This is a genomic window from Streptomyces niger (assembly GCF_000718305.1).
Lineage (GTDB): Bacteria > Actinomycetota > Actinomycetes > Streptomycetales > Streptomycetaceae > Streptomyces > Streptomyces niger.
Genome location: NZ_JOFQ01000003.1, coordinates 381,341 through 395,998, shown reverse-complemented (window position 1 = coordinate 395,998; position 14,658 = coordinate 381,341). Strand labels below are relative to the sequence as shown.

13 protein-coding genes are annotated in these 14,658 nt (G+C 72.8%); 9 read left to right on the top strand and 4 right to left on the bottom strand.

Annotated elements, in window-relative coordinates; all coding sequences use genetic code 11:
* Positions 1–54 precede the first annotated feature (54 nt).
* From IF20_RS08345 to IF20_RS08330, 4 genes are all read left to right on the top strand, one after another.
* Positions 55–954, top strand: a complete 900-nt coding sequence (locus tag IF20_RS08345) for a LysR family transcriptional regulator (protein ID WP_052864345.1) — start codon at positions 55–57, stop codon at positions 952–954.
* Positions 955–1,061: 107 nt separating this feature from the next.
* Positions 1,062–2,447, top strand: coding sequence for an MFS transporter (locus IF20_RS08340; protein ID WP_110943963.1), 1,386 nt, complete (start codon positions 1,062–1,064; stop codon positions 2,445–2,447).
* A 149-nt stretch (positions 2,448–2,596) separates the two neighbouring features.
* Complete coding sequence (locus tag IF20_RS08335; protein ID WP_052864344.1) at positions 2,597–3,592, top strand: AraC-like ligand-binding domain-containing protein; 996 nt, start codon at positions 2,597–2,599, stop codon at positions 3,590–3,592.
* Positions 3,593–3,682: 90 nt separating this feature from the next.
* Positions 3,683–4,093, top strand: coding sequence for a hypothetical protein (locus IF20_RS08330; protein ID WP_052864343.1), 411 nt, complete (start codon positions 3,683–3,685; stop codon positions 4,091–4,093).
* 68 nt (positions 4,094–4,161) lie between these two features.
* On the opposite strand, the gene IF20_RS08325 is transcribed toward IF20_RS08330, so the two are convergent.
* Positions 4,162–5,622 carry an aldehyde dehydrogenase family protein gene (locus IF20_RS08325; protein WP_052864342.1) on the bottom strand — a complete coding sequence of 487 codons (1,461 nt, stop codon included), beginning with the start codon at positions 5,620–5,622 and terminating at the stop codon, positions 4,162–4,164.
* A 202-nt stretch (positions 5,623–5,824) separates the two neighbouring features.
* Here IF20_RS08325 and IF20_RS08320 point away from each other — a divergent pair, with 202 nt between their 5' ends.
* From IF20_RS08320 to IF20_RS08305, 4 genes are all read left to right on the top strand, one after another.
* Positions 5,825–6,430 (top strand): flavodoxin family protein, encoded by a 606-nt coding sequence (locus tag IF20_RS08320; protein ID WP_052864341.1) that lies wholly within the window; start codon positions 5,825–5,827, stop codon positions 6,428–6,430.
* A gap of 62 nt (positions 6,431–6,492) precedes the next feature.
* A complete protein-coding gene (gene pstS, locus IF20_RS08315; RefSeq protein ID WP_052864340.1) occupies positions 6,493–7,656 on the top strand; it encodes a phosphate ABC transporter substrate-binding protein PstS in 1,164 nt (387 codons plus the stop codon).
* Between the two features lie 439 nt (positions 7,657–8,095).
* Positions 8,096–9,562, top strand: coding sequence for an APC family permease (locus IF20_RS08310; protein WP_110943961.1), 1,467 nt, complete (start codon positions 8,096–8,098; stop codon positions 9,560–9,562).
* 84 nt (positions 9,563–9,646) lie between these two features.
* Entirely contained in the window at positions 9,647–10,567 is a 921-nt protein-coding gene (locus IF20_RS08305) for an alpha/beta hydrolase fold domain-containing protein (protein ID WP_052864339.1), read from the top strand.
* A 25-nt stretch (positions 10,568–10,592) separates the two neighbouring features.
* On the opposite strand, the gene IF20_RS08300 is transcribed toward IF20_RS08305, so the two are convergent.
* The 3 genes from IF20_RS08300 to IF20_RS08290 form a co-directional block, all read right to left on the bottom strand.
* Positions 10,593–11,714 carry an NADH:flavin oxidoreductase gene (locus IF20_RS08300; protein WP_052864338.1) on the bottom strand — a complete coding sequence of 374 codons (1,122 nt, stop codon included), beginning with the start codon at positions 11,712–11,714 and terminating at the stop codon, positions 10,593–10,595.
* A gap of 166 nt (positions 11,715–11,880) precedes the next feature.
* Entirely contained in the window at positions 11,881–12,465 is a 585-nt protein-coding gene (locus IF20_RS08295) for a nucleosidase (RefSeq protein ID WP_052864337.1), read from the bottom strand.
* Between the two features lie 201 nt (positions 12,466–12,666).
* A complete protein-coding gene (locus tag IF20_RS08290; protein WP_052864336.1) occupies positions 12,667–13,221 on the bottom strand; it encodes a helix-turn-helix domain-containing protein in 555 nt (184 codons plus the stop codon).
* 155 nt (positions 13,222–13,376) lie between these two features.
* Between IF20_RS08290 and IF20_RS08285 the strand changes: the two genes are divergently transcribed.
* Entirely contained in the window at positions 13,377–14,657 is a 1,281-nt protein-coding gene (locus IF20_RS08285) for a benzoate/H(+) symporter BenE family transporter (RefSeq protein WP_110943959.1), read from the top strand.
* The last annotated feature ends 1 nt before the right edge of the window (position 14,658 follow it).

Genomic DNA, 14,658 nt, shown 5'->3' with positions numbered 1-14,658 from the left:
GTCGATGGGTACATGGATGACATCTATGCGCGGGCGTGCCCTAGGGTCGGCGGCGTGCCGGACCTCGACCTCAACCTGGTGAAAACGTTCGTGCTGCTCTACGAGACACGGAGCGTCACGCGGACGGCGGAGGCGCTGTTCCTCACCCAGCCCTCGGCGAGCCACGCCCTGCGGCGGCTGCGCCGGCACTTCGGCGACGAGTTGTTCGTCCGCTCCGCCGACGGGCTCCGCCCGACGGAGACCGCGGACGGGATGTACCCGCGGCTGCGCCAGGCGTTGGAGGTCATCACGGAGACGGTGGCCGGTACGGGCGCCTTCGACCCGCTGACCTCGCAGCGGACGTTCCGGATCCGCGCCACCGACCTCGGCGAGCTGATCCTGCTGCCGGCCGTCCTCGCGGAGCTGGAGGCCCGCGCGCCGCACTGCCGGATCGAGGTCGCGCCGCTGGACTTCGCCGACGCCGCCCAGGAACTGCGCCAGGGCCGGGCCGACGCCGTGCTCTGCACGCCCCGCCTCGACGCGCCGGACATCCGCCGCGACCCGCTCTTCCAGGAGCGCTATGTCGGCCTCTGCGCCACGGACCACCCGCGGATCGGCGACCGGCCCGAACTGGGGGAGTACCTGGCGGAGCGGCACATCGCCGTCGCTGCCGCGGCCGGCCACGTCGACGCGGACCAGGTGCTGGCCCGGCTCGGTCACCCGCGCGACATCGTGGTCCACGTACCGCACTTCGCCGTGCTGCCCGAACTGGTCGCGCGTACCGGGTACTTGGCGGTCGTGCCGAGCCGGGCCGTCCGGGCCTTCACCCGTGCGGCGCCGGCGCGTACCTTCGCCCTGCCCTTCGACATTCCCCCCGTCGAGGTCGCGCTCCACACGTACCGCAGGACGCTCCCCGCGCCGGCGGTGGAGTGGCTGCGCGCCACGATCACCGGACTGCTCACGTCCAGCCATTGACAGTCGCCGGGCGGACGCTGACACTCATGCCACCCACCTGGTGAATCAGATTTCACCAGGCGAACGAACCTGTACGGGCCGTACGCCCACGGACTCCAGGGACACCCATGACTTCCTCCGGCATGCCCGGGCCAGGCCGCCCGAACACCGACCGCCCGCCGCACACCTTCCGCACGGTCTTCCCGGTCCTGGCGCTGTGCTGGCTGGCGGTGTTCTTCGACGGGATGGACGTCAACATCTACGGCGCCGTCATGCCGCACATGCTCGACGACCCCGGCCTCGGCCTCTCCCCGGCGAGCGCGGGCACGATCGGCGGCTGGACCGCCTTCGGCATGTTCTTCGGCGCGCTCGCCGCCGGCAACGTCACCGACTGGCTCGGCCGCCGCGCCACACTCGTCGCCAGCGTCGTGCTCTTCTCCCTCGGCTCCGCCGTCTGCGCCCTCGCCGCCGGCCCGGACGTCTTCGGTGCCGGCCGGTTCGTCGCGGGTCTCGGCCTCGGCGGTCTCACCCCGCTCGCCCTCGCGATGGTGCTGGAGTTCGCGCCGCCCGGCCGCGCAGCCCTCACCACGGGCCTGCTGATGTCCTCGTACCACGCGGGCGGCATGGCGGCGACCGGCATCGGGCTCGGCCTCGCGCCCGCCGCCGGCTGGCGCGCCGTCTTCTGGGCCGGCGTGCTCCCGGCCCTCATCGCCGTACCGCTGCTGCTGAAGTACCTCCCCGAGTCGCCCGGCGTGCTCCTCGCGCGAGGTGACCGGACCCGCGCCGACGCCGTCGCCGACCGCTACGGGCTGCCCCGCCCCACCCCCGTCCGGGCCCCGGCCGCCGGCGCCAAGGGCCGGATCGCCGCCGTCCGCGCCCTCTTCGCCCCCGAATCCCGCTGGGCCACCCTCCTGCTGTGGCTCGCCTCCTTCTGCGGCCTGCTCCTGGTGTACGGCGTGTCCACCTGGCTGCCCGAGATGATGCGCTCCTCCGGCTACGGCCTCAGCTCCTCCGTCACCTTCCTGATGGTCATCAACGGCGGTGGCATCGTCGGCATGTTCGTCGCGGGCCGCGCCGCCGACCGCTTCGGCGCCGTACGGATCTCCGCGCTCTGGTTCGCGCTCACCGCGGCCGGTGCGCTGCTGCTCAAGTCCCAGCTGCCGCTGGGCGTCACCTACGCCGTCGTCGCCCTCACCGGCGTCTGGCTCTTCAGCGCCCAGGTCATGGTCTACGCCGTCACCGACACCGTCTACCGCGACAGCGAACGCGCCGCCGGGCTCGGCATGGTCACCGGCGTCGGCCGGACGGGCGCCGCCTTCGGCCCCTGGCTCATCGGCGCCCTCGCCGCCACCGGCAGCCAGGCCTGGGGCTTCACCGCCTTCGCGCTGGCCGGCCTGGCCGGCGCCGCGGCCATCGCCCTGGTGCCCCTCGCCCGACGCTCCCGGGGGAGCGCGGATGCCACGCCCCAGGACGGCGCGGTGCGGGTGGCGGGCGGCCCGTCGCCCCTCGACTGACGAGGGCCGTTCCTGCCGTACTGGTACCGCCGGTGGCCCCCTCCTACCATGGGCCCCGTCGTCGGCTCCCGCCCCGCCCGGCCCGTGTGCACCACGGCCGGGCAGGGGCGCCCGCATCGCCGGGAGCGGAGCCGGGGGGAGGGGGAGCGGTGCAGAGGGTCTTCGACAGCAGTGTGCTGTCTCCGGCGGCGGCGTTCGGCGCGTGGGAGGAGGTCACGCGCGACGAGGTGATGCCCACCCGGTTCCGGCCGGTGCACACCGGGCCGTTCAGCGGACGGCTGGAGGTGCTGCCGATGGGGGCGGTCCGGCTCGCCGCGATGCGGTACGCGCTGCTCGAATCCCGGCGCACGCCGAGGATGATCCGCCAGTCGGACCCGGAGCTCCACCAGATCGCGTTCATCCACTCCGGACTGCACGTACTGGACCAGGCGCGGCAGCAAGTGCCACTGAGACATGGGCAGTTCGTGCTCTACGACAGTTCGCGCGCCTTCACCGCGCGGGCGGCTGGGGAGTCGATGCTCCTGCAGTTCCCCCGCTGCCGCCTTCCCCTCCCGGCCGAGCGGGTGGAGGCGCTGAGCCACACCGCGCTGCCGTTCCGCGCGGGCATGGGGCGCCTGCTGGCCGACTTCCTCACCGGCCTCGCCGACGAGAGCGCGAGCTGCACCGCCGAGGACGCCGAGCGGCTGGGCGCGGTGTGCCTGGAAATGGTCGCCGCGGTACTGGCCCACCAGTTGGGCGCCTCCGGGCTCCTGCCGCCGGAGACCCGGCAGCAGGCCACCTACCAGCAGGTGCTCGACTTCATCCGGCGGAACCTGCACGACGCGTCACTCCGCGCCGACACCATCGCCGCGGCACACCACATCTCGCTCCGCACCCTCCAGCGCCTGTTCCAGCACACCGGCGGGGTCCGGAACTGGCTCCGGGAGCAGCGGCTCGAAGCCTGCCGGCGCGACCTCGCGTCACCCGCCCTGTGCTCGGTGCCGGTCCAGGCGATCGCCGCCCGCTGGGGATTCCCCCGCCCCGCGGACTTCGCCCGCGCCTTCCGCGCCCGGTACGGCACCGCTCCCAGCGACTACCGGGACCGGGCACGACGGCCCGGCACGGGAACTGGCGCACCGGGCCAAGACCCTGGCGCGCCACGCTGAGGCGCGGCCCCCGGCGCCCGGCCAGTATGTCCCCTGCGTGCATCGCCGCACGCGACGTACGACAGACCACTTCACACAGGGGGAATCACCATGCGCATGCGCGTCCTTCCGCTCGCGATGACCGCCGTCCTGCTCGGGGGAGGCGTGGCCGCCGCGACGACCGGGTCGGCCGGCGCCTCGGAGCCGGCGGCGCACGCGGCGGCGTCGTGCCTCGGCACCGCGAAGAACTACAGCGGAACGCCGGGCAGCGGCAGCAGCAACGCGCACTGGCCCGGCACGGGCAAGTGGGCCTACACCACCGCCAACTGCGCGGACATCAACCTGAAGACCAACTACACCCGGACGGTCCGGGTCTGCTTCAAGGCCACCGGCGGCTGCAACGCCTGGAAGTCGGCGAAGAAGGGCGTATGGAAGGTGATCGCCAGCGGAGTGAAGGACGGCTCCGGCTTCTACGTCCAGTTCAAGGGCGTGAACGCGAGCACCGGCAAGATCGCCTACTGAGGCGCTGACACGGGAGACCCGTGGCGGGGCACCGGACCGTGCCGGCCCGGTGCCCCGGCCACAGGTACTCAGAACGGGTAGTGCGCCTGCTGGGTCGCCACCGTGACCCAGCGGGTGCTGGAGAAGGCCTCGATGCCCCAGCGACCACCGAACCGTCCGTAACCGGAGTCCTTGACGCCGCCGAACGGCGCCTGCGGCTCGTCGCCGACGGACTGGTCGTTGACGTGCACGATGCCGGTACGGATCCGGCGCGCGACGGCCAGCCCGTGGGTGGCGTTCTCGGTGATCACACCGCAGGTCAGGCCGTTCTCGGTGTCGTTGGCCAGCGCGATGGCGGCCGCGTCGTCGGCGAACGTCTCGACCACGCAGACCGGCCCGAACGCCTCGCCGTAGTAGATGTCCATGTCCTTGGTGACACCGGTCAGCACGGTCGCCGGGTGCACCGCGCCGTCCGGGGCGCCGCCGCCCGTCAGCACCGTGGCGCCCTTGTCCACCGCGTCCTTCACCAGCGCCGCGACCCGCTGCGCCGCGGAGGCGCGGACCAGCGGCCCGACGACCGTGCTCGGGTCGCGCGGGTCACCGGTCGGCAGTGCGGCGACCTTCGCCGTGAACTTGCGGGTGAACTCCTCGGCCAGGCTCTCGTGCACCAGGATCCGGTCCCCGGACATGCAGATCTGACCCGCGTTCATGTAGACGCCGAACGTGACCGCGTCGACCGCGTAGTCCACGTCCGCGTCGTCCAGCACGAGGATCGCGTTCTTGCCGCCCAGCTCCAGTACGGCGGGCTTGAGGTGGCGCGCCGCGTGGGTGCCGATGATGCGGCCGACGCCGGTCGAGCCGGTGAAGTTGACGGCCCGTACGCGGGCGTCGGCGACCAGCGCCTCGGCGACCTCGGCGGCGTCCTCCGGCGCGTTGGTGACCACGTTCAGCACGCCGTCCGGCAGCCCCGCCTCGCGCAGCACGTCGGCGACGAACAGCCCGCAGGCCAGCGGCGCGTCCTCGCTCGGCTTCACCACGACGGTGTTGCCGGCGGCGAGCGGTGCGGCGACGGCGCGCACGCCGAGGATCAGCGGCGCGTTCCAGGGCGCGAACGCCGCGACGACGCCGAGCGGTTCGCGTATCGCCATGCCCAGCGCGCCGGTGTCCTGGCTGCTGAGCACCTCACCGCGCGGCGCGGTGATCGCGGCGGCGGCCTCGCGCAGCACGTTGGCCGCGAGCGCGACGTTGAAGTGCGCCCACGGCGCCGTCCCGCCGACCTCCTGCGCCATCAGCTCGGCGGCCTGCTCGCCCTTGGCGTCCAGCAGGTCGGCGGCCTTGAGGAAGATGGCGCGGCGGGCGAAGGGGGCGAGCGCGGCCCACTCGGGGAAGGCGGCGTCCGCGGCGTCCACCGCCCGCGTGATGTCCTCGGGCCCGCCGGCGGCGACGGTGGCGTACACCTCGCCGGTGAAGGGGCTGATGTCCTCGGCGGTGCGACCGGAGGCGGCGGGCACGTCCTTGCCGCCGATGAAGAGTTCACGCGTGGTGGCCATGGGGTCAATGATCCTTTGTCGCGGGCGGGAGACGGAAGCGGGGGGAGGGGCCGGCCGGGAGAGGCGGCGTTCGTGTTGTGAACTTTCGTTCACTCGTTCCGGAAATGCTGCTTCCGGCCGTCCCGAATGTCAAGATCCGCGCACCCGGGTGAAGCCCGCGGCGCCCCCGGGGGCCGGCGCCCTACCGGGGTACAGAAGCCCCATGCGTGCCCTCGTGATCAATTGCACCCTCAAATCCTCCCCGCAGCCGTCGAACACCGAAGCCCTTGCCGACGTCGTGGTCAAGGCCCTGGACACGCACGGAGTGACCTCTCGGACGGTTCGGGCCGTCGACCTGGACCTCCGTCCCGGCGTGGCGAGCGACATGGGGGAGGGGGACGACTGGCCCTCGGTACGCGCGAAGGTCCTCGACGCCGAAATCCTGATCATCGCCTCGCCGACGTGGCTCGGCCGCCCCTCCTCCGTGGCGCAGCGCGTACTGGAACGGATGGACGCCATGATGAGCGAGACCGACGACCAGGACCGTCCGGTCGCCTTCAACCGCGTGGCCGGCGTCGTCGTCACCGGCAACGAGGACGGCGCCCACCACGTCATCAGCGAGATCAACGGGGCCCTGGTCGACATCGGCTACACGATCCCCGGCCAGAGCTGGACGTACTGGCACCTCGGTCCCGGCCCGGGCCCCGACTACCTCGACGAGGCCCGCGGCCACGACTGGTCCGCCTCCACCGCCCGCGCCATGGCGTCCAACCTGTTCCACACGGCCCGCGCCCTCGCCGCGCACCCCCTCCCGGCCCCGCCGTCCTGACCCAGCAGGGGCCGCGCCCGAGAGCGTCCCCGACCCGCCGAAACCTTGAGGAGTGGTCGACCGTGACCGCACAGCGACACCGGGGCCTGCGCCCCCTGGCCGCCGGGCTGCTGGCCCTTTCGGGCGTACTGGCCCTCACGTCCTGCGGCTCCGACGACTCGTCGGAGTCCGGCGGGTCCGCCGGCGCGTCCAAGAAGGCGACCGCCTCCGGCTCCCGTACCGCCGCGCCCGCGGGCGGGGTGCGGTGCGGCAAGAAGGCGACGGTACGGGCCTCCGGCTCGACCGCGCAGCACAACGCCATGCGGGCCTGGACCAAGACTTTCCAAAAGGAGTGCCGGGGGACGCGGATCGACTACGAGGCCTCCGGCTCGGGCGCGGGGCAGGCGGACTTCCTGAAGGGGCGTACCGCCTTCGCGGGCTCGGACTCTCCGCTGCGGTCCGCGCAGGTCGCCCGTTCCGAGAAGGCCTGCGGGGACGGCGGCCGCGCCGTCCACCTGCCGATGCTCGGCGGCCCCATCGCGGTCGGGTACAACCTGCCGGGCGTCGACAAGCTCGTGCTGGACGTCCGTACCCTGGCCCGGATCTTCGACGGCCGGATCACGAAGTGGAACGATCCGGCGATCGCCCGGCTGAACCCGAAGGCCGATCTGCCCGCCACCCCCCTCAAGACGGTGCACCGTGCCGGCGAATCCGGCACGACCGACAACTTCACCGCCTATCTGCACGCCGCCGCGCCGGACGACTGGTCGCACCCGCAAGGGCAGCGGTGGCCGGCCGAGGGCGGCGTCGCCGCCGACGGCTCGACGGAGCTGGCCGACAAGGTGAAGCAGACCCGCGGCGCCATCGGGTACGTCGAACTCGCCTACGCGATCCAGCGGTCGCTGCCCACCGCCGCGATCGACACCGGGGCCGCCGCGCCGGTCGAGGCCACCGTCGTCAACGCCTCGAAGGCGCTCGCCGGTGCGAAGGCGACCGGTTCGCACGGCGACCTGGTCCTCCGCCTCGACCACACGACCAAGGCCGCCGGCGCGTACCCGATCGCGATGGTCACGTACGAGATCGTCTGCGACAAGGGCAACAAGGCGGCGACCTGGCCGGCCACCAAGTCCTTCCTCACGTACACCGCCGGCCTGCAGGGGCAGAAGGACCTCTCCTTCCAGGGCTACGCCACCCTCCCCGCCAAGGTCATGGACAAGGTCCGCCACAAGCTGAGCGACATCTCCTGACACCCGCCCCACCCATGACCGCGCCGCCGGAACGGCGCGGTCATGGGCATGCCCGGGGAACGTCCCTGACCAGGGAAATTGATCGGGGCGGCCGCTCTGCGATTCCCGTAGGGGCGGGTCGGAGCGGTGCCCGTCCCTGGCGAGAGGACCGCATCTCCTGCGTTTCCCAGGAGTTCTCATCGATTCGGTCGAATCTTCAAAGGTTCTTACGTGCTCCCGGCGGCGACGGCTCAGACGTCAGTCGCTGTCGCGAGTTGCGGAAAGCGCACTGAGGGTCCGACGCAGCGACGGATTCCGTAGGTAATCAGGCCTTGACGCTCCGGATCCCGTCGGGCTTCCATGTTGCGCCGGGAGCACAGCGAAGCACGACACAGCCGTCCACGGAGGCGATACCGCTCCCGCACAGCACCTGCCACACCCAGTCGATCGGAACCGCTCCATGACCGACATCCTCAGCCAGCCACCCGCAGGCGACAGCGCCCCCGCGGCCACCGACCGCCTCGACGCCCCCGGCGCCGACGCCCGCCCTGCCGACGGTCCCGCCCTGGACGGTGCGCGGACGCTCAAACGCTCGATCGGCGTCGTCGGCGGCACCCTGCTGACGCTGTCCTGCGTCACGCCCGCTTCCACGCTCTTCGTCGTGGTGCCGGACCTCTTCGCCGACCTGGGCACCGCCACCGCCCTGACCATCGCGATCGGTTCCGTGCTCTGCATCGCGGTGGCCTTCTGCTACTCGGAGCTGGGCACGCTCATACCGAGCGCGGGTGGCGAGTACGCCATGGTCTCGACGCTGACCGGGCGGCTGGCGGGCTGGCTGGTGTTCGTCCTCTCGCTGCTGGTCGTGATGATCGTGCCGCCGGTGATCGCCATGGGGACGGCCGACTACCTCGCCCCCGTGGTGCACGTCCCCGCGCCCGCCGCCGGCGCCGCCGTGATGCTCCTGGCCACCCTCGCCGGCCTGCTGGACCTGCGCGCCAACGCCTGGATCACCGGCATCTTCCTGGTCCTGGAGGTCATCGCCGCGGGCGTGGTCGCGGTCCTCGGCTTCGCCCACGCCGAGCGCGGCGGCTCCGCCCTCGTGCACGGCACGGTCGCCGGCCACGGCGGCGTCCCCGGCCCGGTCACCGGCCTGCTCGTCGTCTCGGGGCTCGCCATCGCCCTCTTCGTGACCCAGGGCTTCTCCACCGCCGTCTACCTCTCCGAGGAGCTGGAGGAGCCGCGCCGCAACGTCGCCCGCACCGTGCTGGCCACACTGGCCATCTCCACCGCGGTCATCCTCGTACCGGTCATCGCCATCACGCTCGGCGCCCCGAGCCTCCAGGCCCTGACCTCCGGCGACATCAGCACCATGGTCATCGCCTGGAGCAACTCGGCGGTCGGCACCTTCGTCAGCCTCTGCGTCGCCCTTGCGATCATCAACGCCGGGATTGTCATGGTCATCCAGAACTCCCGGGTGCTGTTCGCCTCCGCGCGTGACAAGGCCTGGCCCCAGCCGGTCAACGACGCGCTGTCCCGGCTCGGCCGCTTCGGCTCCCCGTGGGTGGCGACCCTGCTCGTCGGCCTGCCCGGCGCGGCCCTGTGCTTCGTCGACCTCGACACCCTCTACGGCGTGACCGGCGTGTCCGTCACGGGCATGTACCTGCTCGTCGCGGTCGCGGCGCTCGCGGCCCGGCGCGGCGCGCACAAGAAGACGGCCGCCTGGCGGATGCCGCTGTGGCCGGCGGTCCCGCTGCTGCTGATCGTGGTCCTGGTCTACATCCTCACCCAGCAGGAGACGCAGTACCTGCTGTGGACGGGCGGCACCATGGCGGCGGCGACCCTGTACTGGGCCTGCTACCTCCGCCCCCGCCGGGACACGCACTGGCTGGTGACCCTTCCGGAGGACACCCGCACCGAAGCGACCTGACCGGCCCGGTTTCCCTTCCGCGCTGCGTGGAACGCGAGTGGTCACAGGTGAAGCGAGACACGCAGTGTCGGAGGAGGTGACGCCGTGCCCAGCTTCAGCAGCCGCGCCCTGCTGCTCATCGCGTCGGCGTTGGGGCACAAGATGGGGTACCGCGACCTGGAAGAGGTCCGGCGGAAGGTCGAGAAGCAGCAGCGCCGGCCCGCTGCCTTCGGGCCGCCCCGGCGGCTCGACCGGCACTGCCGGGTGACCGCCCACTTCCGGCACGGCTGGCCCTGCTACGAGGTCGCCCCGCGCGCCGGCGATGCCGGCGTGCAGGTGCTGTACCTGCACGGCGGTGCCTACATCGAGGAGATCGGCGACAACCACTGGAACCTGATCGAGCAGCTGGTGACCGACGGGTCGGCCCGCGTGATCGTTCCGGTCCACCCGCTGGCGCCGCGCGGCACGGCCGCCACGGTCGTCCCCGACCTCACCGCGCTGGCGGGCCGGCTCACCGCCGACCGCTCGCTGCCCACCGTGTTCATGGGCGACTCGGCCGGCGGCGGGCTGTCCGTGACGCTGGCGCAGCGACTGCGGGACACCGGCGGCGCCCCGCCGGACGAACTGGTGCTGATCTCGCCCTGGCTGGACGTCGTCATGGACAACCCGGCCCTCGCGGACCTGCTGCCGCACGACCCCATGCTGGGCGTGGAGGCGCTGCGCTACTGCGGCTCGCTCTGGGCCGGCGAGCTCGACCTCCCCCACCCCTGGGTGAGTCCGCTGCGCGGGGAGCTGGCCGGGCTGCCCCGTACGACGGTCTTCGCCGGTACCCGCGACATCCTCACCGCCGACGCCCGCCGCTTCCGCGACCGGGCGACCGCCGAGGGCGTCGAGGTGGACTTCGCCGAGGCGGCGGGCCAGATCCACGTCTATCCGCTGTGGCCCACCGCCGAGGGCCATCAGGCCCGCCGCCATCTGCTGGCGTCGCTGCCCGCGCCCGCCGGGTCGCCGCTCGTGAAGAGGTGAGCGCGGCGACCCGGCGGGCCGGCGGTCAGCTCAGCGTACGCAGCATCGAGGCGTCGAACGGTACGAGTTCGCCGGTGCGGCCTTCGAAGATCTTGGCGGCCCACTCCGGGTCGCCGAGCAGCGCGCGGCCGACGGCGATGAGGTCGAACTCGTCGCGCTCCATGCGGTCCAGGAGCCGGTCGATGCCGGCGACGCCGGCCTGCTCACCCTGGAACGCCTGGATGAACTCGTTGTCGAGGCCGACGGAGCCGACGCTGACCGTCGGCAGGCCGGAGAGCTTCTTCACCCAGCCGGCGAGGTTGAGGTCCGAGCCCTCGAACTCCGGCAGCCAGTAGCGGCGCGTGGAGGCGTGGAAGGAGGTCACGCCCGCCGCGGTGAGCGGCGCGACGACGGCGTCCAGCTCCTCCGGGGTCTCGGCGAGCCGGGCCTGGTAGTTGTTCATCTTCCACTGGGACATCCGGAAGAGGATCGGGAAGTCCGGCGAGACGGCCGCGCGGCAGGCCGCGACGATCTCGGCAGCGAAGCGGGTGCGGGCCACCGCGTCACCGCCGTACGCGTCGGTGCGCTGGTTGGTCTGCGCCCACAGGAACTGGTCGATGAGGTAACCGTGCGCGCCGTGCAGCTCGATCCCGTCGAAGCCGATGCGCTCCGCGTCGGCCGCGGCCTTGGCGAACGCCGCGACGACGTCGTCGAGGTCCTGCTGCGTCATGGCGTGGCCGGCCGGCGTGCCGTCGATGGCGAGGCCGGACGGGCCGGACGGCGGGGCGTCCGGGAAGGGCGGCGCGCCCGCTTCCCGGGCCATGCCCACGTGCCACAGCTGCGGCATGATCGTGCCGCCGGCCGCGTGCACCGCCGCCACGACCCGCTCCCAGCCCGCCAGCGCGTCCTCGCCGTGGAAGCGGGGGACCTTGCCGCTGGTCCCGGCGGCCGGGTGGTCGACGTACGTGCCCTCGGTGATGATCAGGCCGACTCCGCCGGCGGCCCGGCGGGCGTAGTAGTCCGCGACATCGGCACCCGGCACGCCACCCGGCGAGAACTCACGGGTCATCGGCGCCATGGCGATGCGGTTGGGGACGGTGAGCCCGCCCAGGGAGAAGGGGCGGGAGAGCACCTGAGCCGCGCGGGCGGTGGTGTCGCTGGATGTCACGGGGTTCTCCTCGATCGGAAAGCGGTGCGAACGCCGCCGGTGGGCGGACGTTCCGCTGTTCCGAACACCGCGAACCGGAGCCAGCATCCGTTTTCCCTTGTGGCCTCCGTCACACTCCCCGCCCACGGCCGGCCGCCGTCGCGCATCGGCGGCCGGCGAGGGCGCCTCAGGCCCGTTCGGACACGTTCGCCGCGACCCAGGCCGCCAGCTCGCGGGCGCAGGCCGTCACCGTCTCCTGCCAGGTCCGGTCGGCGCCGTCCCCCGCCTCGTCGCTGACGTGCTTGACGAGACGTACCGGCACCTCTGCCTGCTGCGCGACGTGCGCCAGCGCGTACCCCTCCATGTCCACCAGCGCGGCCCGTGCCGCCAGCCGGTCGCGGGCCGCGTCGTCGGCGATGAAGGAGTCGCCGGTCGCCAGCACCGGCCCGCCCCGGTCGGCCAGGTCCAGCGGCGCGCCCGTGATGTCCCCGGTCAGGGTGGCCAGCAGCTCGCTGTCCAGGTCGTGCTGGAGCACCGAACCGATGACATGGGTGCCGCGCAGGCCGGGACGGAGCGCGCCGGCCGTACCGAGGTTGACGATGCCCGAGGGGCGGGGGCCGCGCGCCAGTACGGTGGCGAGCGCGGTCGCCGCGTTGACCTTCCCCATGCCGGTGAGCAGCACCGGGAGACCGGCACCGAGGAACTGCGCCTCTTCCTTGAGGGCGAGGACGAGCAGCGGACGGTCGGCGGTGATCTCACCTATGAGTTCCATGAGGTCACGGTAACCTCAGCCGCCACTCGGCGGGGCGGTGGGGCGCCGCGCCCCCGGAGTGCCGGGGGTGCGGGTCCACCGCAGGTCAGGCGAGTGCCGTCGGCGCGGCGGACGAGGGTGGCATGGCATACCGCAGATGGTTGGACAAGGCTCCTGACTATAGGTGTCGAGGTCGACGCCGGAGCGGAGCCAGGGGGTCGGTCAGGCGCGGTGGGCGCCTGCGCGCGGATACCGGACGAAGAGGATGCCGTGTACGTCGCCGGTCGGGGCGCTGTAGAGGTGCGGGGTGTCGGCGCGCCAGTGCGCGTACTCGCCCGGGCCCGCCGTCTGCGGCTGCGCCGGGTCGCCCACCACGGCCGTGCCGGTCAGCACCATCAGGCTCTCCGACGTGTCCGCGATGTGTGCGGCCGACTCCTGGACGCTGCCGGCTGCGATGCGAATGCGGAAGACGTCGGTGACGGCCGGCGGCTCCTCGAAGCGCTCGATCAGCACCGCCGTGACGGCGTCACCGGAGACGCCCTCGCCGCCGGCCTCGAAGGCGTGTCGTGGGTGATCGCTGAGCACGGCGCTGAGAGGGCTGTCGAGTGCGGTGGTGAGCGCGTAGAGGGTGTCCAGTGTGGGGTTGCGCCGGCCGCCCTCCAGTTCGGACAGCGTGCCTTTGCCCACGCCGGAGCGCCGGGCCAGCTCGGACAGCGACAGCCGCTGTTGCTGACGGAGCTCCCGCAGTCGGCGTCCCACCTCGTCGTTCAGGCCCATACCGCGCGCGTCCGCTCCTCTTCGCCCGTGTTCGCCTTCGTCGGCGAGGTCGTTGACGGCTGACCAGCCTACTCTCTACTGTTCCGGGAACAGAACGTTCCGTAAACAGAACGCCACCTGCACCGCCGGACCCGTCAGCACAGAATCTGGAAACGATGTCCTCGATGGCTCGAATACGCGCTGCCGCCCCGCCCTCGGCGGTGGTCGCCGGACTGATCGCCGTGCTGGTGGGCGTCACCAGTTCGGCCGCCCTCGTCTTCACCGCGGCCAAGGCGGCCGGCGCCGACTCCCGCGAGATCTCCTCCTGGATGCTTGCCCTCGGCGTGGGCCTGGCCTGCACCTGCATCGGCCTGTCCGTGCGGTACCGGTCGCCCGTGGTGACCGCCTGGTCGACGCCGGGCGCCGCCCTGCTGACCACCGGCCTCAGCGGGGTCTCCATGGCGCAGGCCATCGGCGCGTTCCTCTTCTCCGCGCTGCTCATCCTCGTCAGCGGGGTGACCGGCTGGTTCGCGCGTGCCATGAACCGCATCCCGGTGCCGCTCGCCGCTGCGCTCCTCGCGGGAGTCCTCTTCGAGTTCGGTACCGGCCTCTTCACGACCATGCACGCGAGCTTCGCCGTGGCCTTCCCGATGTTCCTGGCGTACCTGCTGGGCCGCCGGCTGCTGCCGCGCTACGCCGTACTGCTCGCCCTGGCGGTGGGGGTCCTCGCGACCGTGTTCACCGGCGGCTGGCACGCCGACCGGATCCGGCTCTCCGTCGCCACGCCCGTGTTCGTCACCCCGGAATTCGACTGGAAGGTCCTGGTCAGCGTCGGCGTCCCGCTGTTCGTCGTCACCATGGCCTCGCAGAACCTGCCCGGCGTCGCGGTCCTGCGGGGCTCGGGTTACGACGTACCGGTCTCGCCGCTGATGACCTGGACCGGCACCGCGAACTTCCTGCTGGCGCCGTTCGGTGCGTACGGCCTCAACCTCGCGGCGATCACCGCCGCCATCTGCACGAGCGAGGAGGCCCACCCCGACCCCCGCAGGCGCTACACCGCCGGCGTCTGGGCCGGCATCTTCTACCTGTGCGTCGGCCTCCTCGGCGCCACGGTGGCGTCCCTGCTCGCCGCCATGCCGCACGCGCTCGTGCTCGGCATCGCCGGCATCGGCCTGCTCGGCACCATCACCAGCTCGCTGACCACCGCGGTCTCCGACCCCGGCGCCCGGGAGGCGGCCGTGGTCACCTTCCTCGCCACCGCGTCCGGCGTGACCCTGCTGGGGATCGGCTCGGCGTTCTGGGGCCTGCTCGCGGGCGTGCTGACCAGCGTGCTCCTCTCCGCGGGCGGCAGGCGCCGAACGGAACGGGGCGCGGAGGCGCAAGAGGGACGCGCATCCGATGCGGAGACCGCCCCGACGGAGCCGGCCGCGGAGACCGTGCCGCGCGCCGCCCGCTGAC

Bases quoted from the DNA above. Each gene is read 5' to 3' on its own strand.
- IF20_RS08340 (WP_110943963.1), top strand. From the start codon at position 1,062: ATGACTTCCTCCGGCATGCCCGGGCCAGGCCGCCCGAACACCGACCGC.
- IF20_RS08330 (WP_052864343.1), top strand. From the start codon at position 3,683: ATGCGCATGCGCGTCCTTCCGCTCGCGATGACCGCCGTCCTGCTCGGG.
- IF20_RS08325 (WP_052864342.1), bottom strand. From the start codon at position 5,622: ATGGCCACCACGCGTGAACTCTTCATCGGCGGCAAGGACGTGCCCGCC.
- IF20_RS08320 (WP_052864341.1), top strand. From the start codon at position 5,825: ATGCGTGCCCTCGTGATCAATTGCACCCTCAAATCCTCCCCGCAGCCG.
- IF20_RS08310 (WP_110943961.1), top strand. From the start codon at position 8,096: ATGACCGACATCCTCAGCCAGCCACCCGCAGGCGACAGCGCCCCCGCG.
- IF20_RS08295 (WP_052864337.1), bottom strand. From the start codon at position 12,465: ATGGAACTCATAGGTGAGATCACCGCCGACCGTCCGCTGCTCGTCCTC.
- IF20_RS08290 (WP_052864336.1), bottom strand. From the start codon at position 13,221: ATGGGCCTGAACGACGAGGTGGGACGCCGACTGCGGGAGCTCCGTCAG.
- IF20_RS08285 (WP_110943959.1), top strand. From the start codon at position 13,377: ATGTCCTCGATGGCTCGAATACGCGCTGCCGCCCCGCCCTCGGCGGTG.